This window comes from Amycolatopsis kentuckyensis, from assembly GCF_041679295.1.
In the GTDB taxonomy this organism is placed as follows: Bacteria; Actinomycetota; Actinomycetes; order Mycobacteriales; family Pseudonocardiaceae; genus Amycolatopsis; species Amycolatopsis kentuckyensis_A.
Genome location: NZ_JBGDMD010000012.1, coordinates 189,495 through 214,097 on the forward strand (window position 1 = coordinate 189,495; position 24,603 = coordinate 214,097).

Below are 24,603 nucleotides of genomic sequence, written 5' to 3' on the forward strand. Positions count from 1 at the left end.
GACTCCTTATTCGTGACGCAGGGCGTCGATCGGCCGCAGCTTGGCGGCCCGGTTCGCCGGGAAGCTGCCGAAGAACAGGCCGATCAGGGCGGATACCGCGAAGGCGAGCAGGATCGACGAGGGCACCACGACGGGTTTGATCCCGGAGATGGTGAACCGGCTGCCGATGAGCCCGATCGCGACGCCGAGCAGTCCGCCGAACAGGCTGAGCATGGTCGCTTCGGCGAGGAACTGGCCGAGGATGGCCGCGCGCGGGGCGCCGATGGCCTTGCGGATACCGATTTCGCGGATCCGCTCGGTGACCGTGACGAGCATGATGTTGGTGACGCCGATGCCGCCGACGAGCAGCGAGATCGCCGCGACCGCGGCCAGCAGCACGGTGAACGTCTCGGTCGCCGACGTCCGCGTGGCAAGGAGCTGCTCGGAGTTCTGGATCTGGTAGTCGGCGGTGCCGCCGAGCCGGATGCCGTGGCGGGCGTTGAGGATCGCGGTGATCTCGGACTGGGCCAGCGACACGGAGTCCGCGCTGGTGGCCTGGACGGCGATCTGGCTGAGGCTGCCGTAGCCGGCCAGGGAGTTCTGGACGGCCGAGATGGGCGCGATGGCGACGTCGTCGGCGTTCTGCAGCCCGGTGCTGCCCTTGGCCTGCAGCACCCCGATCACGGTGAACTGGATGCTGTTCAGCAGCACGTTCTTGCCGACCGGGTCGGCAGCGCCGAAGATCGACTCGGCCGTCGTCGGGCCGAGCACGACGACCTTGCGCGCGGCCGTGACGTCCTCGCTGGTGAACAGCTGGCCCTGGGCGAGGTCGCGGTTGGTCGTCGTGAAGTAGGCCGGTTCGGTGCCGGCGACGCTGGAGATGTCGTAGGACGTCTGACCGTAGGTCGCGGTCGCCGTCGTGTTCACCACCGGCGACGCGGCTTTGACGTCCGGCGCGCCGACGGGGTCGACGAGCGCGTGCGCGTCCTGGACGGTCAGCGGCCGCGCCGACGCGCCCTGCCCGCCGCCGCGTGCCGGGGAGACGTTGACGACGTTGGTGCCGAGGCCCTGGATGCTGGCCGCGATGGCCGCCGACGCGCCGTTGCCGACCGCGACGAGCAGGATCACCGCGGCGACGCCGATGGTGATGCCGAGCGTGGTGAGCGCCGAGCGCAGCTTGTTCGCGGTGAGCCCGCGGACGGCGAAGCGCAGGATTTCGAGGAAGTTCACGTGAGCGCTCCGGCCGCGCGGGTGATCTCGTCCGAGACGATGAGGCCGTCGTCGACCCGCACCACGCGGCGCGCGTGCTCGGCGACTTCGTCTTCGTGCGTGATGACGACGATGGTGCGCCCGAGCCGGTTGAGCCGGTCGAACACGCCGAGGACGTCTTCGGTGCTGCGGCGGTCGAGGTTGCCGGTCGGCTCGTCGGCCAGCAGCATCGCCGGGCCGGTGACCAGCGCACGCGCCACGGCGACGCGCTGGATCTGGCCGCCGGACAGCTCGCTCGGCAGGTGCTTGGCGCGGTCGGACAGCCCGACCATGTCGAGCGCGGCGAGTGCGCGGCGCCGGCGTTCCGCCCGGCGGAGTCCACTGTAGACAAGTGGAAGTTCCACATTGGACAACGCGGACGTCCGCGGCACCAGGTTGAACGACTGGAAGATGAAGCCGATCTTCCGGTTGCGCAGCAACGCCAGTTGCCGTTCGTTCAGCTTGCCGACGCCGAAGCCGTCGAGCAGGTACTGGCCGGACGTAGGGACGTCGAGGCAGCCGAGCATGTTCAGCAGCGTCGACTTGCCCGAGCCCGAGGCACCCATGATGGCGACGTACTCGCCGGGCCACACCGTGAGCTCGACGCCGCGCAACGCGTGCACCGCCGTCTCGCCGGCGCCGTAGGTCTTGCGCAGCCCGGAGACCGCGATCACCGGCTTCGCGCGTGCCGGGTTCACCCGCGACCGCCGAAGCCGCCGCCGGCCCCCGTGCCGGTGCCGGTGCCGCGCTGGCCGCCGCCGGGGAAGCCGCCGGTCCCGCCGCCCGGGAACCCGCCGGTGCCACCCGTCCCGCCGGTGCCGGTCCGGCCGGTGCCGGTCGTGCCGGTCGAGGCCCCGCTGAGCACGACGTTCTCGCCCTCGGTCAGCCCGGAGGTGATCTGCACGGTCGACTCGCCGCGGATGCCGACCTGCACCTGGCGCGTGACGTTCTGGCCGTTCTCCTGCACGGTGACGATGTTGGTGCCGCCCGCGGTGGTCACGGCCGCGGCCGGCACGCTCAGCGCGTTCTGCGCCTCCGCCACGGTGATCACGACGCTCGCCGACTGGCCGGGCCGCAGCCCGTCCGGCGGGTCGGTCAGCGCGAGCTGCGCGCCGTAGGAGACGACGCTGCCGCTGGTCGTCGGGGTCAGGTTGATGCTCGAAACGGTGGCCTGGATCGGCTTGTCCGGCAGCGCGTTGAGCGTGACGGTGGCCTTCTGGCCGGTCTTGACCTTGCTGACGTCGATCTCGGCGACCGAGGTGGTGACGACCAGGCCGGTCATGTTCGTGATGGTGATGAAGCCGCTGCTGGAGCTGCTGCCGGCCGAGGACGCGGAGCTGTTCGACGAACCCTGGCCACCCTGGCCACTGCTCGACGTCGACTGGGAGCTGCTGCTCGCCGAGCCGCTGGAGGACTGCTGCCCGACGGTGCCGTTGATCGCGGTGACCGTGCCGGCGCCGGGCGCGTAGAGCGTCGTGTTGTCGAGGGCTTCCTGCGCGGTCTGGACGTCCAGCTGGGCCTGGTCGAGCTTGGCCTGCGCGGAAGTGACGCTGTTGGCCGCGGACTGCGTGCTGTTCTGGGAGTTCTGGCCGGTCGCCGGGGTGTCCTCGGCGTCCTCGGCCGAATCCAGGCTGTCCTGTGCGACGGCGAGATTCGCCTTGGCGACCTGAAGCTGCTTCGCCGCCTGCGTGCTGTCGACGGTGGCGAGCTTCTGGCCCGCGCTGACGACGTCGCCGACCTTGACGTCGATCGAGGTGACCTTGCCCGCCGTCGAGAAGTTCGCCGCGCCGGTGTAGCTGCTGGCGAGGGTCCCGGCGGCGGAGATGGTCTCGGTGACCGTCGCGCGGCGCACCTGGGTGCTGCGCGTCTGCGCCTGCGCCGTGCTCGGTTCGGGGCTGAATGCCTGGTATATCCCGAAACCCGCTCCGGCCAGCAGTACGACCAGAGCACCGTTGATCACCCATGCCTTCGAGGCACGCACGCGCGTCATGCGGCAACAGTGCTGCCGCTGCTTAGCAATTGACTGTTCGTTCCCTGTGCGGGAGCTGTGTATCAGGCCTTCGGCGCGCGGTGCCGCGCACGCACGGCGAGCAGCAGCTGACGCACCGCGTCGACCAGCAGGATCGCGGCCACGGTGCCGAGCCCGATGGCGGCGGCGAGCATGCCCCCGAAGTACCGGTGCGACTCGAGGACGGCACCGTCGTCGGTCCGCGTGACGACGATCGCGCGGCCGCCGTGCCAAAGCGCGTAGGCGGCCCACCCGGCGGCAACGGCGAGCACGACTTCCACGACGGCGACGAGCGTCCGCCACGGCTTGTGCAGCCGCGCTTGCGGGCCGGCTTCTTCCGGCGGCCAGAGCTCGGCCCCGGTGGGCTGCGGAAGGTCGATCACGGAAGCGATTTTCTCATGCTTCCTTCGGCGTCGCCCGGACGAGCCGGTCCAGCGCGTCCTTCAGCGCTTCTACGTCCTTCGCCCACGCCAGGACCACCGTGCCGTCCGCCAGCTCGACCGGGAGCGAGTCGTACTTGCGCGGCACCGTCCAGCCGCCGCCCAGGACCCTCGCCCCCACCGGTACGCCCACGTCCGTCACCGACGCCAGCTGGTCCGCCGGGACCTTCTCGCGGCCCTGGCGCAGCTGCTTCGTCGTCACTTCCAGCGAAAGGAACCGGCGGCGCGCGTACACCCACGGCACCGTGATGACGCACAGCCCGAAGCCGACCATCACCCAGCCCACGACGTGCACCGGGCCGCCCGTGACCAGCTCCGCCAGCGCGCCGAGCAGCGCGAACACCGGACCCCACACGATGGCGGTCCAGCTCACGCCCGACTCGGCGTAGAGCCGGTCGCTCACGGCTTGCTGCCGGCCTTCGGGAAGTAGTCGCGCACCGACGGCAGGTACATCAGGACCAGCGCGATGACGAACAGCAGCGTCGCGATGACCGACGGCAGGTTGCTGAACAGCGCGAACTGGAACAGCACGCACGCGATCGCGAGCCACGTGAGCACCGTGCGCGCCGAGCGGGTGCCTTCGCGGGCCTTGTAGGCGAACAGCGCCATCAGCAGCGCGAACACCACCGCGCCCACGAACAGCACCCAGACCAGCGTGGTGGTGCCGCTCGCGACCGCCGCCGCGTCGAACTGCCGGCCCGCCTCGCGGTTCTGCTTGATCAGCTGGTCGATCAGCTGCTGCTTGAGGACCAGGGTGAGCACCTGGCCGCCGATCAGCACGAGACCGCCGGCGAGCCAGCACCAGAAGGACGCCTGCACGGGTCCCGGCGGGGTCACCTGTGTCGTGACCTGGCCCGGCAGCACCGGATCCGGCGAGCGGCCCAGTTTGCGCCGTTCGTCGTCGGTCAGACCCGTCAGGTCCTCTTTGTCGTCCACGGGTGGACTCTAATACGTCAGTCCAGCCACGCAGCGGCCTCGGCCGCCCAGTACGTGAGGATCAGGTCGGCGCCCGCGCGGCGGATCGACGTCAGCACCTCGAGGACGGTCCGTTCGCGGTCCAGCCAGCCGTTCGCCGCGGCCGCCTCGACCATCGCGTACTCGCCGGAGATGTTGTACGCCGCCACCGGCACCGGCGAGATGTCCGCGGCCGCCTTGATGACGTCCAAATAGGACAGCGCGGGCTTGACCATGATCATGTCCGCGCCCTCGGCGAGGTCCAGCTCGATCTCGCGCAGCGCCTCGCGGCCGTTGCCCGGGTCCTGCTGGTAGGTCTTGCGGTCGCCCTTGAGCTGCGAGTCGACGGCCTCGCGGAAGGGGCCGTAGAACGCGCTGGCGTACTTCGCGGAGTAGGCGAGGATCGCCTTGTCGCGGTGGCCGGCCTCGTCGAGCGCGCGGCGGATGACGCCGATCTGGCCGTCCATCATCCCGGACGGCCCGAGCACGTGCGCCCCGGCTTCGGCCTGCGCGACGGCCATCTCCGCGTAGATGCGCAGGGTGGCGTCGTTGTCGACCCCGCCGTCGGCGTCGAGGACGCCGCAGTGGCCGTGGTCGGTGAACTCGTCGAGGCAGGTGTCGGCCATCAGCACGGTGGCGTCGCCCAGCTCCTGGCGCAGATCGCGCAGGGCGACGTTGAGGATGCCGTTCTCGTCGACGGCCCCGGAGCCCTCGGCGTCCCGGGTCTGCGGGACGCCGAACAGCATGAGCCCGCCGACGCCGGCGTTGACCGCGTCGACGGCGGCCTTCCGCAGCGTGTCCCGGGTGTGCTGCACGACGCCCGGCATGCTCGAAATCGCCTTCGGCTGGTCGAGGCCTTCGGCGACGAACATCGGGAGGATCAGCTGGCGTGGCCGCAGCGTCGTCTCACCCACCAGCCTGCGCATGGCCGGGGTGGTGCGGAGCCTGCGGGGACGATGCTCTGGGAACACCCTTACCAAGTTACTCCGGCGCACTCCGGCGGGGTTCCGCAAGGGTGCTTGACGCCGGTTCGCGCGGACGATTCGGTACGGGGGTGACCGAGTACGTCGAACGCCTGCCCGCGCCGCGGCTGGCACCCTTCGTGCGGACGGTCTGGCTCCAGCGCACCGGCGACGAGCCGTACGTCCAGCGGCACCTGCCGACCGGCGGCGTCGAGCTGCACTTCCCCCTCGGTGGCCGTCCCCGCTTGCTGGGCCCGCTGACGACGGCCCGGCTCGAGGTCATCCCGGCCCGCACGACCCTCGTCGGCGTCCGGTTCCACCCGGGTGCCGCACCACCGCTGCCGGCGCCCCTCGACGACCTGGTCGACCAGCACGTCGACCTCGCCGACGGCCGCTTGGCCGAAGCGGTGGCCGCGGCCGGCTCCCCGTCGAGCGCCCTCGACGTCCTCCAGGCCCGGCTGCCCGTGAGAGCGGTGGACCCGCTGGTGGCCGAGGCCGTGCGGCTGCTGATGCCGTGGCGCCCGGTCGACATCGACACCCTCGCCGGGCACCTCGCGCTCTCCCCCAGCCAGCTGCGCCGCCGCTGCGTGCGGGCGGTCGGCGTCGCGCCGAAGGTGCTGCAGCGGACGCTGCGGTTCCAGGGTTTTCTCGCACTGGCCCAGGCGGGCGCGGCCGGTCCGGCGGGACTCGCCGCCGACGCGGGGTACGCCGACCAGGCCCACCTCAACCGCGAGTGCCTCCGGCTGACCGGGTCGACTCCGCGCGCGCTGCTCGGCGGCAGCGTCTCGGCGTGTGCCTGCGGCCACGACCATTCGGCGTCCTACCTGCCGTTCCTGCGCGATTCGTTCAAGAACGCCCCGGCCGGGCGTGCTTAGCCTGGCGCGATGATCCTCGTCACCGGCGGGCTCGGCATGATCGGCGCCCACACCGCCCGCGCGCTGCTGCACCTCGGCCACGACGTCGTCGTGACGGCCCACCGCCGCACCGGAGTCCCGTCGTTCCTCGAGGGGCGGGTCACGGTCGAGCAGCTCGACGTCACCGACCGGGACGCGTTCCTGGCGCTCGGTTCCCGCCACGGCATCAGCGACCTCGTCCACCTCGCGGGCAGCATCCCGGGTGACGATCCGGTCGAGTTCTTCCGCCGCGACACGGCGGGCCTGCTCAACGCCCTCGACGCGGCCCGCGCCTGGGGTGTCCGGCGGTTCGCCGTCGCGAGCAGTCTCGGCGTGTACATCGGCCGTCCGGAGATCCCGTGGACCGAGGACCTCGCCCTGCCGACGGCCGCCCTGCCGCACTTGATCATCGCCTACAAGAAGGCGGTCGAGCCGCTGACGACGCACGCCTTGGCGGGCAGCGGCGTCCAGCCGGTGGTGCTGCGGATCGGCACGATCTGGGGCCCGCTGGTGGATCCGCGGTCGCCGTTCTGCCCGATCCCGTCGCTGGTCAACACGGCCACCTCGCACATGCACGCCGACGACGGCGGTGACGTCTGCTACGCCCCGGACGCGGGCCGCGCGATCGCCCTGCTGACGACGGCCCCGACGTTGAACCACGAGGTGTACAACGTCTCGAGCGGCCGCCCGTTCACGTACGGCGAGTTCGCGGCCGCTCTGGGGACAACCCTTCAACCGGGCGGCGCGAACGGCCCGTACCTGGACATCTCACGCCTGACGGAGGACACGGGCTTCAAGCCGGAGTTCGACGTCCCGGCTTCGGTGGCCGACTACCTGAAGTGGCGCGAGACCAACCCCCGCTGAAACGAGCGAAGGCCGCCCCGGCGAACCGGGGCGGCCTTCGTCACGCAGAACCGTCAGGAGCGGCGGGCCCGCTTCGCCTTGCGCGGCGGCGGCAGCGCACCCTCGGCGCGAAGCCGCGCGGCGTGCTCGGCCAACGCGTCCACCAGGTGCGGCACGTCCGCCTTCTCCGGCTGGACGTCCACGCGCAGCCCGAACTCCACGGCGGTCTCCGCGGTCTTCGGGCCGATGCACGCGACCAGCGTGCGGGTGTGCGGCTTGCCGGCGATGCCGACCAGGTTCCGCACGGTCGAAGACGAGGTGAAGCAGACCGCGTCGAAACCGCCGGTCTTGATCATCTCGCGGGTCTCGGCGGGCGGCGGCGCGGCGCGGACCGTGCGGTAGGCCGTCACGTCGTCGATCTCCCAGCCGCGGTCGCGAAGGCCGGCCGACAGCGTCTCGGTGGCGATGTCCGCCCGGGGCAGCAGCACGCGGTCGACCGGGTCGAGCACGTCGTCGTACGGCGGGAACTCGGCCAGGAGCCCTTCCGAAGACTGCTCACCGGACGGGACCAGCTCCGGGATGATGCCGAACGAGCGCACCTTCGCCGCGGTCGATTCGCCGACGCAGGCGATCTTGACGCCGGAGAACGCACGGGCGTCGAGCCCGAACTCCTCGAACTTCTCCCACACCGCGCGGACCGCGTTGGTGGAGGTGAAGACGATCCACTGGTAGCGGCCGTCGACCAGGCCCTTGACCGAACGCTCCATCTGCGCCGGGCTGCGGGGCGGCTCGACCGAGATGGTCGGGACCTCGTGCGACGTCGCGCCGTGGCCGCGCAGGCGCTCGGCCATCTCGCCGGCCTGCTCCTTGGTGCGCGGCACCAGGACCTTCCAGCCGTACAGCGCGCGCGACTCCCACCACGACAGCTTCGAGCGCTGGCCGGCGGCCTGGCCGATCGTGACGATCAGCGGGCCGACGAGCTCGCCCGCGTCGTTGGCGAGCTTCTCGAGCGTGGTGTCGAGGGTGCGCTGGGTGTTGATGGTGCCGTTCGCGGTGACCGCGACCGGGGTCGACGCCGGGACGCCGTTGCCGGTCAGCGCGGACGCGGCCTCGGCCAGGTGCGCCGACGAAGCGTGCAGCACCAGCGGGCCCGGCGAGGCGGCCAGGGCCGCCCAGTCGACGTCGCCGCGGACGTCGACCTCGGTGTGCGTGCCGCCCAGCGCAACGCCCGCGTACGCCGGGACGGCCGCGCCCGGCGAGACGCCCGGGATGACGTCGAACACGGCGCTCGTGCGCGCGACCGCCTGCACCTCGGCCACCACGGCCGGGGTGGTCAGCGGGTCGCCCGCCACCAGGCGCAGCACCAGCCGGCCGGCCTTGGCCTCGGCGGTGAGGTCCTTGGCGACCTCGGTGGCCTCGCCGACGGCGGGCCGGACCTCGGCGCCTTCGGCGGCCATGGCCAGCACCGCCTGGGGGACGTCGGGGTCGGTCACCACGACCTCGGCCTTGGTCAGCAGCTCCTGGGCACGGACCGTGAGCAGGCCGGCGTCGCCGGGGCCGGAGCCCACGAACGCTACGCGCCCGGTGGTCTTTCGCGCGGGGGTCATCTGTGCGTTTCTCCTCTTGCGGCGGCCGTGCGGGATCGCACGGACGCAGGTCTCCTACGTCTTCGTGAAGCGCTCGGGAAAGCGCTACTGAGCGGGACCGGAGAGGGCTCCGGCTCCGAGGTCCAGCAGCTCGGCGGCCAGGTCCTTGCCCAGCTGGGCGGCCTGGTCCTTGTCGGCGAGCGCGATGGCCCGGACCATGTCCACCGCGCCGTTCTCGCCTTCGGCCGCGGCGGTGCCGCGCAGCGAGATCCGTTCCACGACCTTGCCGTCGGCGTCGAGATCTTCGACGATCTCGGCGAGCGCGCCCACTGGCGCGCTGCACCCCGCCTCGAGCGCGGCCAGCAGGGCCCGCTCGGCCGTCACCGCGACCCGCGTGCCCTCGTCGTCCACTGTGGACGCGAGCAGCTGCTCGATGTCCACGTCCGCGGACCGGCACTCCACCGCCAGCGCGCCCTGGGCGGGCGCGGGCAGCATCTGGATCGGGTCGAGGGTCTCGGTGATCGCCTCGACCAGGCCGACCCTGGCCAGTCCGGCACGCGCGAGCACCACGGCATCGAGCTCGCCGTCGGTCACCTTGCGCATGCGGGTGTCGATATTGCCGCGAATCGGCACGATTTCCAAACCGAGACCCAACGCCTGCAGCTGCGCGGTGCGCCGGGCGGCGCCGGTGCCCACCGTCGAGCCCGGCGGCAGCTCGCCCAAAGTCAGGCCGTCACGCGCGATCAACGCGTCGCGCGGGTCTTCGCGCGGCGGCACGGCGGCGAGGGTGATGCCCGGCTCCGGCGCGGTCGGCAGGTCCTTGTACGAGTGGACGATGACGTCGACTTCACCGCGCAGCAAGGCTTCCCGCAGCGCGGAGGTGAAGACGCCGACGCCGATCGTCGCGATCGGCGCCATCGACTTGTCGCCGGGGGTGGTCACCTTGACGATCTCGACCTCGACGCCGGTGGCGCGCAGGGCGTCGGCGACGGTCCCGGTCTGGGTGAGCGCGAGCTTCGAACCGCGCGTGCCCATGCGAATGACTCTGGTCACTGCTACTTCTTCTCTGGTGGGGGCTTCGGGCTCGCCACCGCGGCGGGTGCCTGCGGGTCGAGGCAGAACAGTTCTCGCAACGCGTTCGCGTAGTCGGTGTCGGCCGTCTCGGCGGCCAGCTGCTTGACCCGCACCGTCGGTGCGTGCAGCAGCTTGTCGACCACCCGGCGGACCGTGCGGCCGACCTCTTCGCGGACCGCGCCGTCCAGTTCGGGCAGGCGGTTGTCCAGCCGGAGCAGCTCGGCGTCGACGACCTCGGCCGCGCGCCGGCGCAACGCCGTCACGGTCGGGGTCACCTCGGCGCTGCGCTGCCCGGCGAGGTAGTCGCGGACCTCGTCGAGGACGATCCCGGTCGCCTTGGCCGTCTGGCGCTCGGTGGTCGGGGTCCCGGCTTCGCGCATCCGGCGCTGGACGGTGGCCAGGTCGACGACGCGGGTGTCGGCGAGCTCGCCGACCGCCGGGTCGACGTCGCGGGGCAGGCCGAGGTCGCAGACGACCAGGGCGCGGCCGGCGCGGGGCACCACGTGCTCCGGGGTGAAGACGGCGTCCTGCGCGCCGGTGCAGCAGATCACGACGTCGGCGTCGCGGACCGCGTCGGCAACGCCGGACAGCGGGATCGCGCGGGCCGGCACACCCTGCTCGGTGACGTTCGCGGCCAGGCGGCGGGCGCGGGCGTCGGTGCGGTTGGCGACGGTGATCTCGCCGATCCCGGCCTTGCGCAGCTGTGACGCGCTCAGCGCACCCATCGAGCCGGCGCCGACGATGACGGCGTGCTTGCCAGCGACGTCCCCGGCCGCGGCGAGCGCCTCGGACACGACCGACGCGCCGAGCTGGTCGAGCCCGGTCTCGGTGTGGACGCGCTTGCCGACGCGCAGCGTGGTCTGGATCAGCTCGTGCAGCGTGCGGCCGACGGTGCCGGCCTCCCGCGCGGTGGCGTAGGCGGACCGGATCTGGCCGAGGATCTGCGTCTCGCCGACGACCATCGAGTCCAGGCCCGAGGTGACCGAGAACAGGTGCTCGACCGCGGCGCCGGCGTAGTGCACGTACAGGCTGTCGTAGAGCTCGGCGGTTTCCATCCCGGCCTGGCGGGACAGCACGCGGGTGACGTCGTCGAGGCCGCCGTGGAAGGTCTCGACGACCGCGTAGACCTCGATCCGGTTGCACGTCGAGACGAGCATGACCTCACTGACGTGTTCGGCCTGCTGCAGCTCGTCGAGCACCTTGCCGATCTCGGGCGCGGGGACCGCGACGCGCTCCAGCGTGCTCAGCTCCGCACTGCGATGCGAGAGACCGACCGCCAAGACGCTCATGAGCGCACCACCATTTCCCGTCCGCCGTCCGGACCCGAACCGTTCCGGCCGCCCTTCCCATTCTCGGACGGCAAGCCTGTCCCGGGTAATCCGGAATTGCCCTGATTGCCGGCGGCGTCGTCCGCGCGGCGGGCCACATGGAACGAGAGTATCTGCAGCTCGACGGCCAAATCCACTTTGCGGACCTCGATGTGAGCAGGAACCTGCAACACGACGGGGGCGAAGTTGAGGATGCACTGGACACCGCCCGCAACCAGGCGGTCACACACCGATTGCGCGGCGGTGGGCGGGGTGGCGATCACGCCGATGGAGATGCCGCGCTCGGCGCAGATCCGCGGGATGTCGTCCATGTGCGACACGGGGAGGCCGCCGACGGGCACGCCGATCAGGTCCGCGTCCAGGTCGAACAGGGCCTCGACCGGGAAGCCGCGCCCCGGGAAGCCGCCGTAGTTGGCCAGCGCGTGCCCGAGGTTTCCGATACCGACCACGGCCACCTTGTGCTGCCGGGTCAGGCCCAGGATGCGCTCGATCTGGCTGACCAGAACGCTGACCTCGTAGCCGACGCCGCGGGTGCCGTACGAGCCGAGGTAGGAGAGGTCTTTGCGCAATTTCGCGGAATTGACGCCGGCCGCCTGCGAGAGCTCTTCGCTCGAAACGGTCGTCGCGCCCTGTTCCGACATTCCGGACAACACCCGGAGGTAGACGGCGAGACGGGCGACGGCGGCTTCCGGGATCGACTTCGCCCGGACGGCCTCGGGGGCGTCCCCGGTGCGCCCGGCCGGGACGGCGGGCATCTCGGCGGTGGGGGCGTTGTCGGCGTCCGGGGTGGCTTGCCGGCCGGGCCGTCGCGGCACCCGGCCCGGGGAGTCCGCCGCGTCGCGCCTCCCCCGCTGTGTCACCACGCCGTCGTCTCCTGCCCGCTGTTCGAAGTGAAGCTGTGCACCCGGCGGCCATCGCCACGGCCGTGCCGAACTGTGTCTTGACCCGAGGCACGAGGTCCGGTTCGATGCGGACCGCCCGGGGGCGATGGTCCTACGGTAGACCACTTGTGAACGCGCGCACAAAGTCACTGGTCGGAGGCGGTTCAGGGGTGGCCACGATCATGACGCGGTGTCAGAATCCTTGCCCGCCAGGCACTTCCGAGGTCTCCCGCCGCGACGACATGAATGAGTCATTCACGTCGCCTGGTGACAGGGCTCCGGCAAAGTCGGATCGGTGCGGCCGGTCCGGGGGCCGGTGACGTCATGAACGAGTCGTTCGTCTCGCCGGATGCGATGAACGAGTCGTTGATGACTACCGAAGCTCGGCATCCTGCCGACGCGCCTCTTCGGCCTGGCGTTCCGCGGGGGTGCCGGGCGGAGCATCGCCCCGCCCGACTTTGCCGGAGCCCTGGTGTCAGGTGACTTGAATGGGTCATGGCGTGCGGGGCGGGGCGGGGCTTGGGGACGTGCATTCGGGTCGCGTGAGGTGGGGCGGGGCAGCTGTCCTGCCAAAGCGCCTTCCGGCACCCCGAAGCTGTCATGGTGACTACGGCCGGCAACACCGCGTCAAGGCGGGAAAGATGCCTTGACCCGGCGCTGCCGGCCGTGTTGTGGCTTCGGATCGGGGTGCGGGGGAGTCTGGGTTCTCGTCGGTGTCTGTTCTCGGGGGCCTCTCGCCTTTGGCGTCGCGTTTGGTGTCGGCTTTTGGGGCGAGGCTGTGGGCAGTCAGCCGTTCAGGCGGCGGATGGCATGAACGAGTCGTTTACCTCGCCGGACGCGATGAACGAGTCGTTCATGACCACCGAAGCTCGGCATCCCGCCGACGTGCCTCTTCGGCCCAGCGTTCCGCGGGCGGTGGTGCCGGGCGGAGCATCGCCCCACCCGACTTTGCCGGGACCCTGTCGCCTGGTGACATGAATGAGTCATTCACGTCGTTCGGGCGGGGCCGGGTAGCCGTCAGCTCGCGTCGAGGCTCACCGAGTGCCAGCCGGTGGCGCCGTCGGGGACCGGGTCCGCGCGGTTCTCCGTCTGCGTGTAGCCGTCCTGGTCGGTCGCGCGGACGAACGCCTGGTGCGTCCCCTTCGGCACGTCCAGCTCGATCCACCACATGCGCCAGGTGTCCTTGCTCACCTCGGCCGACAGCACCGCCGGCTGCCACGCCCCCTGGTCCAGCCGGACCTCGACCTTCGCGATGCCCGTGTGCTGCGCCCACGCCGTCCCCGCCAGCCGGACCTTGCCCGCGCTCACCCGCGCGAAGCCGGTCGGGGTGTCGATGCGGGACTCCGTCTTGATCGGCGCCTGCTCGGCCCAGCCGCGGCTGAGCCAGTACGCCTGCCGGTCGTCCCACTTCGCGAACTCCAGCGACTGGACCCACTTCGTCGCGGACACGTACCCGTACAGCCCGGGGATGACGATCCGCGCCGGGAAGCCGTGCTCGATCGGCAGCGGCTCGCCGTTCATGCCGATCGCCAGCATCGCGCCGCGCTGCGGGTCGAGCGCCACGTTCGCCGGCGTGCCGCACGTCCAGCCGTCGACGCTGGTCGCGTACATCTGCTCGGCGCTCGCGTGCACGCCCGCCTCGTCGAGCAGGTCGACGAGGTCGACGCCGAGCCAGGTCGCGTTCGAGATCAGCGGGCCGCCCACCTCGTTGGACACGCAGGTCAGCGTGACGCGCCGCTCGACCAGCGGCCGGTTCCGGATGTCGGCGTAGGAGAACGTCACTTCCCGGTCGACCATCCCGTGCACGCGAAGGCTCCAGTCTTCGGTGCGGATCTGCGGGACGACCAGCGCGGTGTCGATGCGGTAGAAGTCGCCGTTCGGCGTGATGAACGGCGGTGAGCCGAGCTTCGCGAAGTCGGCGTCGGCGGGCAGCGACGGCGCGGTCCGCGCGGGGACGAGCGGCCCGACGGCGGCCCGCGAGTCCTCGGCGTTCTTGCTGGTCCCGGCCACCTGCCCGACGACGGCGGCGACCCCCGAGCCCGCGACGACCCCTACGCCGGCCCGCAGGAACTTCCGCCGGTCGAAACCCCGGTCGTGCACGAGGTCCACCGGCAGCGCGACCCGGTGCAGCCAGGTGAACACGGCCAGCCCGGCGACGAGCGCGGCCACCGGCGCGAGCAGCGAGACCTGCCCGAGATCGCTGCGCGCGTACACGGCCGCGACGCCGGCGGCCCCGAGCAGGACGACGAGGATCTGCCCCGCGCGGGGCGTCCGGCGCGAGAGCTGCCCGGCCAGCAGCGCGAACAGCACGAGCACCACGGCCAGCCCGATCTTGAGGACCGGCTTGTCCCACGTGCCCAGCGTCCGCTCGGCCCACTTCACGATCCCGGTCGGGCTGTGGTCGATGACGTAGTTGGCGACCGCGATGAAGGGCGAAGCGGTGTAGCCGACGAAGCCGGCGACGAGGTGCCCGACGCCGAGGGCGGCCGCCAGCGCGAGCAGCCCGATGAGGGTCGCGACGGGCAGCGAAAGCCGCCGGGGCGCTTCGGGCGGCGCTTCCTGCAGAGTGCTCACGCCTCCATCTTCGGAGCGGAAGCGTGCAGCGGCTGCCCGATCCCCCTTACGAGCCGGTTACGGCTTCAGGCGAGGGCCTTCCGCAGCCGGTCCTCCTCCACGCGCCAGTACCCGTGCTCGGCGCCGTCGACGAGGATCACCGGGACGCGGTCGCCGTACTCCGCGCGCCACTCCGGGTCCGTGTCGACGTCCTCCGCGCGCCAGGGAACCCCCAGCTCGCCGCAGATCCGGGCGACCTCCGCCTCCGCGACCTCGCAGAGGTGGCAGCCGTCGCGGCCCATGACCGTCACTTCGTGCGCCATGCCGTCCTTACTACCGCAACCGGACCCGGCGCAGCTTGCCGGTCGCCGAGTGCGGCAGCGACTCGGCGAACTCGACCGCGTGCGGCACCTTGTACCCCGCGAGGTGGGCCGCGCAGTGGTCGACGACCTGCTGCTCCGACAGCGACGCCCCGGCCACCGGCACGACGAACGCCTTGACCGCTTCGCCGCTTCGCTCGTCGACGACCCCGACGACCGCGGCCTCGGCCACCTCCGGCAGCTGCCCGATGACCTCCTCCACCTCGTGCGGGAAGACGTTGAAGCCGTTGACGATGATCAGGTCGTTGGCCCGGTCGACCAGGTGCAGGTCGCCGTCGACGTCCAGGTAGCCGACGTCGCCGGTGCGGAACCAGCCCTCGTCGTCCGGCCCGTGGTCGCCGTCGGGCCAGTAGCCGGAGAAGAGGTTGGCGCCGCGGATCGACACCAGCCCGGTCTCGCCCTCGGCCTCGAAGACGTCGTCGACGTCGTCCGGGTCGAGCGGCACGGCCTGGTCGGTGCCGTCGCTGTCGACCAGCCGCAGCTCGACCCCGGGCAGCGGCCGCCCGACCGAACCCGGCTTCGGGTAGCCGGTGACCAGCGTCGACGTCACCACCGGCGCGCACTCGGTGAGCCCGTAGCCCTCGAAGACGTCCAGGCCGGTGGCCTCGCGGACCGCGCCGAGCACCTTCGGGTGCAGCGGCGCGGCGCCGGACGTCATCCGCCGGACCGTGGCCAGCTTCGCGCGCAGCTCGTCGGTGCCCAGCGCGGCGAACTCGGTGTACATCGTCGGGACGCCGGTGATCGTCGTGACGCCGTGCTCGGCGCAGTCGTCCAGCGTGCGCTGCGCCTCGAACCGCTCCGACAGGACCGCGGTCGCACCGACGGCGACCGCGTGCAGCAGGCCGGGGCCGAGGCCGTAGACGTGGAAGAGCGGGATGGTGATCAGGACGCGGTCGTCGTGCTCGAGCGCGCCCTCGACCTCGCCGATCTGCGCCAGGTTCGCCAGCAGCGCGCGGTGCGACAGCATCACGCCGCGCGGCGGCCCGGTGGTGCCCGAGGTGTAGGAGACGACGGCGATGTCCTCCCCGGCCCGGCCGGCATCGACGGATTCGATTGCTCCATCCGGGTCGGATTCCGGAGTGAGACCGGTCACGCCGTCCGGGAACGCCTCTTCGGCGTCGCGCGTGATGACAACCTTGGCACCGCTGTGCTCGAGCAGCTTCTCGAGCTCGGGTCCCGGCGCCTGCGGCGACAGCGGCACGACGACCGCGCCGGCGCGCAGCGCGCCGAAGAACGCGATCACGAAGTCCACCGACGTCGGCAGCCGCAGCGCGACCCGGTCGCCGGGCTCGACGCCCGACTCCGCGAGCCGCCCGGCCTGCGCCTGGACAGCGGCCTCGACCTGGCGGTAGCTCAGGCCGCGCCCGGTGCCGGTCTCCTGCACGGCCGGGTGGTCCGGCCACGTCGCCGCGGCCCGCGTGAGCAGCCCGCCGACCCCCGACTGCGTCCCCTCTGGAGCACTCACGCGCGATCCACCTCTCCTCGCCCGGCCCAAACCGTTGCAAGTCTGTCATTCGGAGCGACGTCATGGGTGCTGACCGCGAGCGTCGCGTCTGCACAACCCCGGAGCCACTACCTACTTCGCGGTAACTACACGTATGCTGCACTGCGTCGTGGGGGTGGCGGTGATCACCACCACGACCGGAGAGAGGGAGTCGCCGTGACGAACTTGCTTGCCCACGAGGTCGTGGGGCACGCGAGCCGGCAGGCCCCTGCTCGCCGGAGTTCCGGGGGTACCGTGGCCCGCTGGGCCAGCTTCGCCGCCGGAGGTGCCGCCCGATGACCGTGCCGACCGCCGTGAGCCGCGGGCCCGTCTTCATGTTCGCCGAGCGCGTGTTCGGGCGTTCCCCGTCCGTGCCGGTGAGCAGGCAGGCGTCCGACGACGAACGCGCCGAAGCGGCGAAGGCCGAGGCGTGGGACCTCGTGCGCGCCGCGCAGGAGGGCGACACGTCCGCGTTCGGCCGGCTCTACGACCGCTACGTCGACGTCGTCTACCGGTACGTGCTGTTCCGCCTCGGCGACCGCGACCTGGCCGAGGACGTCACCAGCGAGACGTTCCTGCGCGCGCTGCGCCGGATCACGTCGGTGAGCTACCAGGGGCGTGACGTCGGCGCCTGGTTCGTCACCATCGCCCGCAACCTCGTACTCGACCACGTGAAGTCGAGCCGGTTCCGCCTCGAGGTCGTCACCGACGACGTGACCGAGCCGGGTTCGGCGCCGTTCAGCGTCGGCGCGAGCGTCCAGGCGGGTCCCGAGCAGGAGGCGATCAGCCGCGCGACCCGCACCGAGCTGCTCCGCTGCGTCGCCGAACTGGGCGATGACCAGCGGGAATGCATCATCCTGCGGTTCCTGCAGGGCCTGTCGGTGGCGGAGACGGCGCAGATCATGAACCGCAACGAGGGCGCGATCAAGGCGCTCCAGCACCGCGCGGTACGCCGTTTGGCACAACTTCTGCCCACGGGGTTGCGCTGATCCCGCGAACTTTTCGGCCCATCGATCGAATCCGGTAACCCCGGCGGCTTCTGGATCGTTACTCCTGCCAGACCGGTGTCAGGACCGGCCGTGGCCCGAGATGGAGCAGCGCAGTGAGGTTTGCGCGTGAGCGAGCCGAGATCGATCGGTTCGCACGTGCCCTGGAGCCGTCCCCCGTGGCGCGGGACGGCGAGTTCGCCGACGAGCTGGCTCTCGTCGGCGCCCTGCGCGAGCTCGGGGCCGCCGGGGCCCCGGACCTGGAGACCCGGCAGCGGATCCGCGCGGAGATCGCGGGCCGCCTGGAGACGGCGGCGGTCACCCCTGGTCGGAGGTGGCGGCCGCGGACCGCCGACCTGGTGGCCGCCGCGCTCTTCCTCTTCCTCGTCCTCTCCGGGCTGACGCTCGTCCTTTCCCGCAACGCGCTCCCGGGCGACCCGCTCTACGGCGTCAAGCGCGCCGGGGAGTCGACGGCGCTGGGGCTGACGTTCGGCGACGAGGCCAAGGCCCGCAAGCACCTCGAGTTCGCGACCAACCGCGTCACCGAGATGGGCGAGCTGGCGTCGGAAGGCGCGAGCGACGCCGACTACCGGACGGCCTACGACGACTTCGCGGCCGACCTGAAGGCCGGGGTCGCCCAGATCGCGACCGTGGCGACCAGCGAAGGCGGCGGCGCGCAGGCGCTGTCCGACGTCCGGCTGTGGGCCCGCAACCAGGAGGCGCGGCTCGCGGCGCTCCCGGCCGGCTCGGCCCCGGTGTTCGACGACGTCCGCGACCTGCTCGGCAAGGTCCAGGAGCGCACGAGCGGCCTGGCGGCGCGGATGAACTGCTACCAGATCACCACCGGGTCGTCCGACGATCTGGGCCTCATCCCGGCGACCGGCGAATGCACGCAGCGGCCCACCCCGTCTTCGGGCGGCGAGCCGACGTCGGCGGCTCCGCAGTCGTCGACCGAGAGCACCGCGCCGGTGGCGACCGGCACGCAGCTGCCGCCGTCGGACGCCGCGGCGACGCCGGGCCTGCCCGCGCCGACCGGCGGGGTCACGCCGCCGCCGGTGTACGGCCAGGTGCCGACGACCACGCAGCCGCCGCCGGTGACCTCGACCACGCAGCCGCCCCCGCTGGTTTCGATCCCGCCGCTGCTCCCGGGTCTGCCCCCGATCGTGATCGGCTGAGGTCCGGGCCACACCCGCGACGCCGCCGTGGGCAGCTCGCTACGCTGTGCGAAGGAGACGTGGAGGCGGTGTACGTGTCAGCTTGGCGTGGCAAGGACAGAAGTCAGGAGCTCGAACGGCTCGCCGCGCTGGCGGGCGAGGCGTCGGCCGAAGCCGCTCACGCCCTGTCCGAACCCCCGGCTCCGCCCGCGCCGCCGGACCTGACCGCGGCCGCGTTCTTCGACGTCGACAACACGATGATGATGGGCGCGTCGATCTTCTACTTCGCCCGCGGGCTGGCGGCGCGCAAGTTCTTCACGTCGTCCGACCTGGCCGGGTTCGTCTGGGGCCAGGTCAAGTTCCGCCTCGGCGGCCGCGAGAACAAAGAGGACATCAAGACCCACCGCGAGCGCGCACTGTCCTTTGTGGCCGGCCGCACGGTGGCCGAGCTGACGTCGATCAGCGAAGAGATCTACGACGAGCTGATGGCGGACAAGATCTGGTCCGGCACGCGCGCGCTCGCCCAGATGCACCTGGACGCCGGGCAGCGCGTCTGGCTGGTGACGGCGACCCCGATCGAGCTGGCGGCGATCATCTCCCGCCGGCTGGGGCTCACCGGCGCGCTGGGCACGGTCGCCGAGACCCGCGACGGTGTGTACACGGGCCGGCTGGTCGGCGACCTGCTGCACGGCCGCGCGAAGGCGCACGCGGTGCGCGCGCTGGCGTCCCGCGAGGGGCTGAACCTCAAGCGCTGCACGGCGTATTCGGACTCGGCCAACGACATCCCGATGCTGTCGGCGGTGGGCACGGCGGTGGCGGTCAACCCGGACGGCGGGCTGAGGGACGTGGCCCGCGCGCGCGGCTGGGAGATCCGCGACTTCCGGACGGGCCGCAAGGCGGCGAAGATCGGCGTGCCATCGGTGCTGGGCGCGGGCGCGTTGGCCGGTGCCGTGGCGGCGGGGATGGCTTACCGCCGCCGCTGAGGCACGTCAGCCGCGGAAGACCGACTTGCGCTGCGAAAGCCGCTGGTACAGCGTCTGCTGGATCGACTCGCGCACCTGGTCCGTCAGCTGGAACACCAGCATCGGGTCCTCGACGGCCTCCGGCTCGAACTCGTCGGTGCGGATCGGCTCGCCGAACTCGATGCTCCACTTCGTCGGCAGCGGAATCGCACCCAAGAGCCCGAACATCGGGAAGAACGGCGTCACCGGGAAGTACGGCAGCCCGAGCATCCGCGCCAGGACCTTGATGTCGCCCAGCTTCGGGTAGATCTCCTCCGCGCCGATCACCGACACCGGGATGATCGGGACGCCCGCGCGCAGGGCCGCCGAGACGAACCCGCCGCGGCCGAAGCGCTGCAGCTTGTAGCGGGACGAGAACGGCTTGCCGACCCCCTTGAACCCCTCGGGCCACACGCCGACCAGCTCGCCGCCGCGCAGGAGGCGTTCCGCGTCCTCGTTGCAGGCCAGCGTCTGGCCGGACTTGCGGGCGAACGACCCGACCAGCGGCACCTGGAACACCAGGTCCGCGCCGAGGCCACGCAGGTGCCGGCCGCCCGTTTCGTCGTGGACGGCGACCGCCGTCATCAGCGAGTCGAGCGGGATCGTGCCGGAGTGGTTGGACACCAGGAGCGCGCCGCCTTCGAGCGGCAGGTTCTCGACGCCGTACGTGTCGACGCGGAACCACTTCTTGTACAGCGCGCGCAGCGGCGGCAGGAACACCGCGTCGGTCAGCTCGGCATCGAAGCCGAACTCGTCGACCGTGTAGTCGCCGGTCAGCCGGTCCCGGATGAAGCCGAGCGCCGAGCGCGCGGCGTCGGAAAGCGGCTCGGGCGCCTCTTCCCGCTCGGCGCCGGGGAACGCGACGACCGGCGCGTCCACCCGCGCGGCTTCTTCCCGGCGGCCGCCCGGCTGGGCCTCCGGCTTCTCCCGGCCCGGCCCGTGCAGCGGGATGACCTGCGCCTCGGCACCGCCCACCGTCTCCGCCTCGCTTCCGAAGTCGTCCAAGTCGTGCGGTCTGCTCACCGGCTCTGCCCCGTCGCCGCCGCGACAAGCACCTTGCCGGCCAGGCCGGCCAGCTTGCCGCCGTCGAGCACCGGCCTCAAGCCACGTCCGGCGATGTAGTCGTCGAACGCCTCACGCGTCGTCCACCGCGGGGTGTAGCCGAACTCTTCCTTCAGCTTCGTGATGTCGACGACCCGGCCGAAGTTCAGCAGCCGGACCTGGTCGGCGGAAAAGTCCACGACGCGCGCGCCGCGCAGGACCTTGCCCACCGACGGCACCACGCTCCGCGGCATCGGCAGCTCGACCCGGCCCGCTCGCCGGATCGCCTGCGAGAGGGTGAGTACCCCCTCCGATCCGACGTTGAACACGCCGGGTTTGTCGCTCAGGGTCGCGCGTTCCAGCACGGACAGCGCGTCCGAAGAGTGCAGCAGCTGGATCCGGGCGTCGTAGCCGAAGACCGTCGGCACGACCGGCAGCGCGAAGTAGCGCGAAAGGACCGTGTCGGTCTCGGGACCGATGATGTTGGCGAAGCGGAACAGCGTCGTGGTGATGTCGGGGCGGCGCCGCACCAGGCCGCGCACGTACCCCTCCATTTCGACGGCGTCCTTCGCGTACCCGCTGGTCGACGTCGGGATCAGCTCGGAGTCCTCGGTGAACACCGCCTGCGAGCGGGCGCCGGCGCCGTAGACCGCCGCCGTCGACTTGACCACCAGCTTCTTCACCAGCGGCGAGCGCTGGCACGCGGCGAGCAGCCGCATGGTGCCGATGACGTTGACTTCCTTGATGGCGGTGCGGCGCCCCGGCCCGGCCGGGTGCGCGGTGCAGGACGCGTGCACCACGGTGTCCACTTCGGCCGTGCTGATCACCTTGGCGATCAACGGGTTCCGGATGTCCGCCCGGACGAACTCGGCGTGGCCCATGCGCTGCAGCACCGTCTTGTCCGGCGCCACCGTGTCGACACCGATGACCCGCTCGAAGTCGGGGTTGTTGCCCAGCCGGGCGAGGAGCTTCCCGCCCAGTTCCCCGGCGACCCCGGTGACGAGCACGATGTTCGACGGCATGCGACTCCCTGCGGCGTAGGGCGTGGTGGGGGTGGACGATCACCCGATGTGCGCGGGCCTGCACTCACTGGAAGCATCGCGCGGACGCCCTTGAGATGTTACCGCTCATTAGTGGTAGCTCCAGGGTGTCTTACGTGCTATTAACCGCCATCCCCCGGAAAGCGACGAAGGCCTCACTCGAACGGGGGGAACCGACCCACCACATGGACGTGGCCCGTCCAGAGACTGGACGGGCCACGGCTGCGCACGGCTGGGTTTACTTGCCGGCCTTACGACGCTGCACTCGCGTGCGGCGAAGCAGCTTGCGGTGCTTCTTCTTCGACATGCGCTTGCGGCGCTTCTTGATCACAGAGCCCATGGGCGCTCCTTAGGTCGTCGTCGGTCACGCTGCCCGGCGCAGCGTCCAACGGGTGGAGCGCACAGGCACGAGCGGTTTTCCAGGTTACCCGGCACCCGGTGCGGGCCGGTCGGCGGGCACGTCGTAAGGCGACGTGCCGCCGGCCGCGACGTCGATCAGCCGACGTCGTAATAAGCGCCCTGGAGGTACTCGTGCACTGCTTTTTCCGGCACCCGGAAGGACTTCCCGACCCTGACGGCGGGCAGTTCACCCGAGTGCACGAGACGGTAGACGGTCATCTTGGAGACCCGCATCAGCGTGGCCACCTCGGCGACCGTCAGGAACTGGACCTGCCCGACTGCCGGCAGATCCTCCTTCTTGTTCGGCGACATGTTTACCGCGTCCTTCGACACGTGTCGCGCCACGAGGCTTCCCCACCTGTGGTATCGACACGCACGTGCTCTATCGAGAGTAGCGGGACTGGTGGGACTAATGCGACGCCTGTCACCGAGATGGGCTCCTACCTGCGCTAACGCACAGCCACCCGCGCGTGCAAGACCTCCGGAATCGCCCATTACGGCGAATCCGGGCGCGCGGTCCCCGGTTCGAGGGGCAGCCGCAGGGCCCGGACGGTGAACGAGACGGCGTGGTACCACCCGCAGACGAGCAGCAGGTCGAGGGCGCCGTCCTCGCCGACGGCGTGCTCGAGGTCCGCCCAGGTGCCATCGGAGAGGTCGTAGGTGGCGTGGAGTTCGTCGACGGCTTCGAGGACCGCGCGGTCGCCCGCGTCCCAGCACCCGTCGGCCGGGCTGCCGGCGGCGAGCGAACGGATCTGTGCCGCGTCGAGGCCGGCCTTCTCGGCAAAGGTGGCGATGTGGATGCCCCACTCGTAGCCGGCCCCGCAGAGCGCGGCCGTGCGGTCGATGACCAGCTCACGCTGCCGGACGGTCAACGCCGACTGCCTCGAGAAGTAGTACCGCCCCCAGTCCGCGACACCCCGGGCCAGCTCCGGCCGGCGGGCCCAGACGCGGAAGAGCGCGATCGGCGGTCCGAGCCGGTCGAGCACTTCGGCCGTCCCGGCGTCGAACGGCGGCTCGAGGGGCACGATCCGCGGCTGCTTCGATTTCAGAGGCATACCGGGGACGCTAACATCGGCGCTTCGGAAAGGAAAGCAATGACGGCACCTCTGCCCGGCCGCCCGGTCCGCGGTTCGACGACGGGCCGCCCGATCATGGCGCTGCTCGACCTGCTCGGCCGGCGGTGGACGCTGCGGATCCTCTGGGAGCTGCGCGACGACGAATCTTTGACGTTCCGCGCGCTCCAGCAGCGTTGTGACGGAGTGTCGTCGAGCGTGCTGGCCACGCGGCTGCGCGAACTGGGCGAGGCCGACCTGGTCGGGACCGCCGAGGGCTACTCGCTCACCGAACAGGGCCGGTCGTTGTTCGGGACGCTGGTCCAGCTCGACGCATGGGCGGCGGACTGGCGGCCGCGTCAGCCTTCGTGAGCCTTGCCCAGCTCCACGGACCGGTCCTTGGCGGCCTCGATGGCGGCGAGCATCGCGGCCCGGACGCCGTGCTTCTCCAGCTCGCGGATGGCGTTGATGGTCGTCCCGGCGGGCGACGTCACGGCCTCGCGCAGCAGCACCGGGTGCTCTTCGGATTCGGCGAGCATCTTCGCCGCCCCGACGGCCGACTGGATGATCAGCTGCCCGGCGAGCGCGCGCGGCAGGCCCAGGAGGATGCCGGCGTCGATCATGGCCTCGACCAGGTAGAAGAAGTAGGCCGGGCCGGAGCCCGAGAGGGCGGTCACGGCATCCTGCTGAGCCTCGGGCACCTCGACGACCTGCCCGACGTGCGAGAGCAGGTCACGCACGACGGCGAGGTGCTCGGCGGTGGCGTGCCGGCCGGCGGAGATGGCGCTCATGGCCTCGTTGACCAGCATCGGCGTGTTCGGCATGACCCGCACGACGGGAACGCCCTCGGCCAGCCGCCGCTCGTACAGCGAGGTGGGCAGGCCCGCGCAGAGCGAGACGACGAGCGAGGTCGGGCCGAGCAGCGGCGCAAGTTCGTCGAGCACGGGCTCGATGTCCTGCGGCTTCACGGCGACAACGAGCACATCGGCGCGCTTCGCGGCTTCCTCGACCTCGACGCCACGGACGCCGTAGCGCGCGGTGAGCTCTTCGACGCGCGCCGGGTATCGCTCGGTGAAGAGCAGATCGCCCGGCTCGTGGCCGCCGTGCAGCAGCCCCGAGAGCAACGCCTCGCCGATCTTTCCCGCACCCAGCACCGCGATGACCGTCATGGCGTAAAGCGTGCCAAACGCGCTTCAGGCGCCCGGTGCCGGGGCGAGGCCCGCTGCCGGCCTGGGTTCGGTTCCCGCGCCTCCCCGCCCCGGCGCACCGGTCGCCCCGGTCTTGAATGAGTCATTCAGGACCACCGAAGACCTGAATG

General features: G+C 71.6%; 26 protein-coding genes. 6 read left to right on the forward strand and 20 right to left on the reverse strand.

Annotated features, from left to right (window positions below; genetic code table 11):
* Positions 1-6: 6 nt before the first annotated feature.
* From ACERZO_RS41065 to hemB, 7 genes are all read right to left on the reverse strand, one after another.
* Entirely contained in the window at positions 7-1,209 is a 1,203-nt protein-coding gene (locus ACERZO_RS41065; RefSeq protein ID WP_372671390.1) for an ABC transporter permease, read from the reverse strand.
* Positions 1,206-1,925 (reverse strand): ABC transporter ATP-binding protein, encoded by a 720-nt coding sequence (locus tag ACERZO_RS41070; RefSeq protein WP_372671391.1) that lies wholly within the window; start codon positions 1,923-1,925, stop codon positions 1,206-1,208. Before ACERZO_RS41070 ends, ACERZO_RS41065 begins: the two co-directional genes overlap by 4 nt.
* The gene (locus tag ACERZO_RS41075) at positions 1,922-3,217 is read right to left on the reverse strand and encodes an efflux RND transporter periplasmic adaptor subunit (protein WP_372671392.1); all 1,296 of its coding nucleotides are present in this window, start codon (positions 3,215-3,217) and stop codon (positions 1,922-1,924) included. Before ACERZO_RS41075 ends, ACERZO_RS41070 begins: the two co-directional genes overlap by 4 nt.
* Positions 3,218-3,279: 62 nt before the next feature.
* Positions 3,280-3,618 carry a hypothetical protein gene (locus ACERZO_RS41080; protein WP_372671393.1) on the reverse strand — a complete coding sequence of 113 codons (339 nt, stop codon included), beginning with the start codon at positions 3,616-3,618 and terminating at the stop codon, positions 3,280-3,282.
* 13 nt (positions 3,619-3,631) lie between these two features.
* A complete protein-coding gene (locus ACERZO_RS41085; protein WP_372671394.1) occupies positions 3,632-4,078 on the reverse strand; it encodes a hypothetical protein in 447 nt (148 codons plus the stop codon).
* Positions 4,075-4,611, reverse strand: coding sequence for a hypothetical protein (locus ACERZO_RS41090; protein WP_372671395.1), 537 nt, complete (start codon positions 4,609-4,611; stop codon positions 4,075-4,077). Before ACERZO_RS41090 ends, ACERZO_RS41085 begins: the two co-directional genes overlap by 4 nt.
* A 17-nt stretch (positions 4,612-4,628) precedes the next feature.
* A complete protein-coding gene (gene hemB / locus ACERZO_RS41095; protein ID WP_372671396.1) occupies positions 4,629-5,600 on the reverse strand; it encodes a porphobilinogen synthase in 972 nt (323 codons plus the stop codon).
* Between the two features lie 83 nt (positions 5,601-5,683).
* Here hemB and ACERZO_RS41100 point away from each other — a divergent pair, with 83 nt between their 5' ends.
* Together ACERZO_RS41100 and ACERZO_RS41105 are read left to right on the forward strand one after the other, a co-directional pair.
* Positions 5,684-6,466, forward strand: coding sequence for a DUF6597 domain-containing transcriptional factor (locus ACERZO_RS41100; protein WP_372671397.1), 783 nt, complete (start codon positions 5,684-5,686; stop codon positions 6,464-6,466).
* Between the two features lie 9 nt (positions 6,467-6,475).
* The gene (locus tag ACERZO_RS41105; protein ID WP_372671398.1) at positions 6,476-7,348 is read left to right on the forward strand and encodes an NAD-dependent epimerase/dehydratase family protein; all 873 of its coding nucleotides are present in this window, start codon (positions 6,476-6,478) and stop codon (positions 7,346-7,348) included.
* Between the two features lie 53 nt (positions 7,349-7,401).
* Here the strand turns inward: ACERZO_RS41105 and ACERZO_RS41110 are convergent, their stop codons facing one another.
* From ACERZO_RS41110 to ACERZO_RS41140, 7 genes are all read right to left on the reverse strand, one after another.
* The gene (locus tag ACERZO_RS41110; RefSeq protein ID WP_372671399.1) at positions 7,402-8,934 is read right to left on the reverse strand and encodes a uroporphyrinogen-III synthase; all 1,533 of its coding nucleotides are present in this window, start codon (positions 8,932-8,934) and stop codon (positions 7,402-7,404) included.
* 84 nt (positions 8,935-9,018) lie between these two features.
* Positions 9,019-9,948: a hydroxymethylbilane synthase gene (gene hemC, locus ACERZO_RS41115; RefSeq protein WP_372671536.1), complete on the reverse strand. Its 930-nt coding sequence runs from the start codon at positions 9,946-9,948 to the stop codon at positions 9,019-9,021.
* A gap of 20 nt (positions 9,949-9,968) precedes the next feature.
* Entirely contained in the window at positions 9,969-11,276 is a 1,308-nt protein-coding gene (locus tag ACERZO_RS41120; RefSeq protein ID WP_372671400.1) for a glutamyl-tRNA reductase, read from the reverse strand.
* Complete coding sequence (locus ACERZO_RS41125; RefSeq protein ID WP_372671401.1) at positions 11,273-12,178, reverse strand: redox-sensing transcriptional repressor Rex; 906 nt, start codon at positions 12,176-12,178, stop codon at positions 11,273-11,275. The genes ACERZO_RS41120 and ACERZO_RS41125 overlap by 4 nt, the downstream gene beginning before the upstream one ends.
* 1,035 nt (positions 12,179-13,213) lie before the next feature.
* Entirely contained in the window at positions 13,214-14,770 is a 1,557-nt protein-coding gene (locus tag ACERZO_RS41130; protein WP_372671402.1) for a molybdopterin-dependent oxidoreductase, read from the reverse strand.
* Between the two features lie 65 nt (positions 14,771-14,835).
* Positions 14,836-15,072, reverse strand: coding sequence for a glutaredoxin family protein (locus tag ACERZO_RS41135; RefSeq protein ID WP_372671403.1), 237 nt, complete (start codon positions 15,070-15,072; stop codon positions 14,836-14,838).
* 10 nt (positions 15,073-15,082) lie between these two features.
* On the reverse strand, positions 15,083-16,594 hold the full coding sequence (locus ACERZO_RS41140; RefSeq protein ID WP_372671404.1) for a long-chain-fatty-acid--CoA ligase: 1,512 nt from the start codon (positions 16,592-16,594) through the stop codon (positions 15,083-15,085).
* 314 nt (positions 16,595-16,908) lie between these two features.
* On the opposite strand from ACERZO_RS41140, the gene ACERZO_RS41145 reads away from it, so the two are divergent.
* From ACERZO_RS41145 to ACERZO_RS41155, 3 genes are all read left to right on the forward strand, one after another.
* Positions 16,909-17,601 carry a sigma-70 family RNA polymerase sigma factor gene (locus ACERZO_RS41145; protein ID WP_372671405.1) on the forward strand — a complete coding sequence of 231 codons (693 nt, stop codon included), beginning with the start codon at positions 16,909-16,911 and terminating at the stop codon, positions 17,599-17,601.
* A gap of 113 nt (positions 17,602-17,714) precedes the next feature.
* Positions 17,715-18,773, forward strand: coding sequence for a DUF5667 domain-containing protein (locus ACERZO_RS41150; RefSeq protein WP_372671406.1), 1,059 nt, complete (start codon positions 17,715-17,717; stop codon positions 18,771-18,773).
* Between the two features lie 74 nt (positions 18,774-18,847).
* Positions 18,848-19,735 carry an HAD family hydrolase gene (locus tag ACERZO_RS41155; protein WP_244180432.1) on the forward strand — a complete coding sequence of 296 codons (888 nt, stop codon included), beginning with the start codon at positions 18,848-18,850 and terminating at the stop codon, positions 19,733-19,735.
* A 6-nt stretch (positions 19,736-19,741) separates the two neighbouring features.
* Here the strand turns inward: ACERZO_RS41155 and ACERZO_RS41160 are convergent, their stop codons facing one another.
* The 5 genes from ACERZO_RS41160 to ACERZO_RS41180 form a co-directional block, all read right to left on the reverse strand.
* Positions 19,742-20,758 carry a lysophospholipid acyltransferase family protein gene (locus ACERZO_RS41160; protein ID WP_372671537.1) on the reverse strand — a complete coding sequence of 339 codons (1,017 nt, stop codon included), beginning with the start codon at positions 20,756-20,758 and terminating at the stop codon, positions 19,742-19,744.
* A gap of 14 nt (positions 20,759-20,772) precedes the next feature.
* Entirely contained in the window at positions 20,773-21,816 is a 1,044-nt protein-coding gene (locus tag ACERZO_RS41165; RefSeq protein WP_372671407.1) for an NAD-dependent epimerase/dehydratase family protein, read from the reverse strand.
* A gap of 256 nt (positions 21,817-22,072) precedes the next feature.
* Positions 22,073-22,174, reverse strand: coding sequence for a 30S ribosomal protein bS22 (locus ACERZO_RS41170; protein ID WP_007030867.1), 102 nt, complete (start codon positions 22,172-22,174; stop codon positions 22,073-22,075).
* Between the two features lie 155 nt (positions 22,175-22,329).
* The gene (locus ACERZO_RS41175; protein WP_013222402.1) at positions 22,330-22,545 is read right to left on the reverse strand and encodes a helix-turn-helix domain-containing protein; all 216 of its coding nucleotides are present in this window, start codon (positions 22,543-22,545) and stop codon (positions 22,330-22,332) included.
* Between the two features lie 182 nt (positions 22,546-22,727).
* On the reverse strand, positions 22,728-23,288 hold the full coding sequence (locus tag ACERZO_RS41180) for a carboxymuconolactone decarboxylase family protein (protein WP_372671408.1): 561 nt from the start codon (positions 23,286-23,288) through the stop codon (positions 22,728-22,730).
* Between the two features lie 39 nt (positions 23,289-23,327).
* Here ACERZO_RS41180 and ACERZO_RS41185 point away from each other — a divergent pair, with 39 nt between their 5' ends.
* A complete protein-coding gene (locus ACERZO_RS41185; protein WP_372671409.1) occupies positions 23,328-23,657 on the forward strand; it encodes a winged helix-turn-helix transcriptional regulator in 330 nt (109 codons plus the stop codon).
* Here the strand turns inward: ACERZO_RS41185 and proC are convergent.
* Positions 23,645-24,454, reverse strand: coding sequence for a pyrroline-5-carboxylate reductase (proC, locus tag ACERZO_RS41190; RefSeq protein ID WP_372671410.1), 810 nt, complete (start codon positions 24,452-24,454; stop codon positions 23,645-23,647). The two genes, ACERZO_RS41185 and proC, sit on opposite strands and share 13 nt — an antisense overlap.
* Positions 24,455-24,603 lie beyond the last annotated feature (149 nt).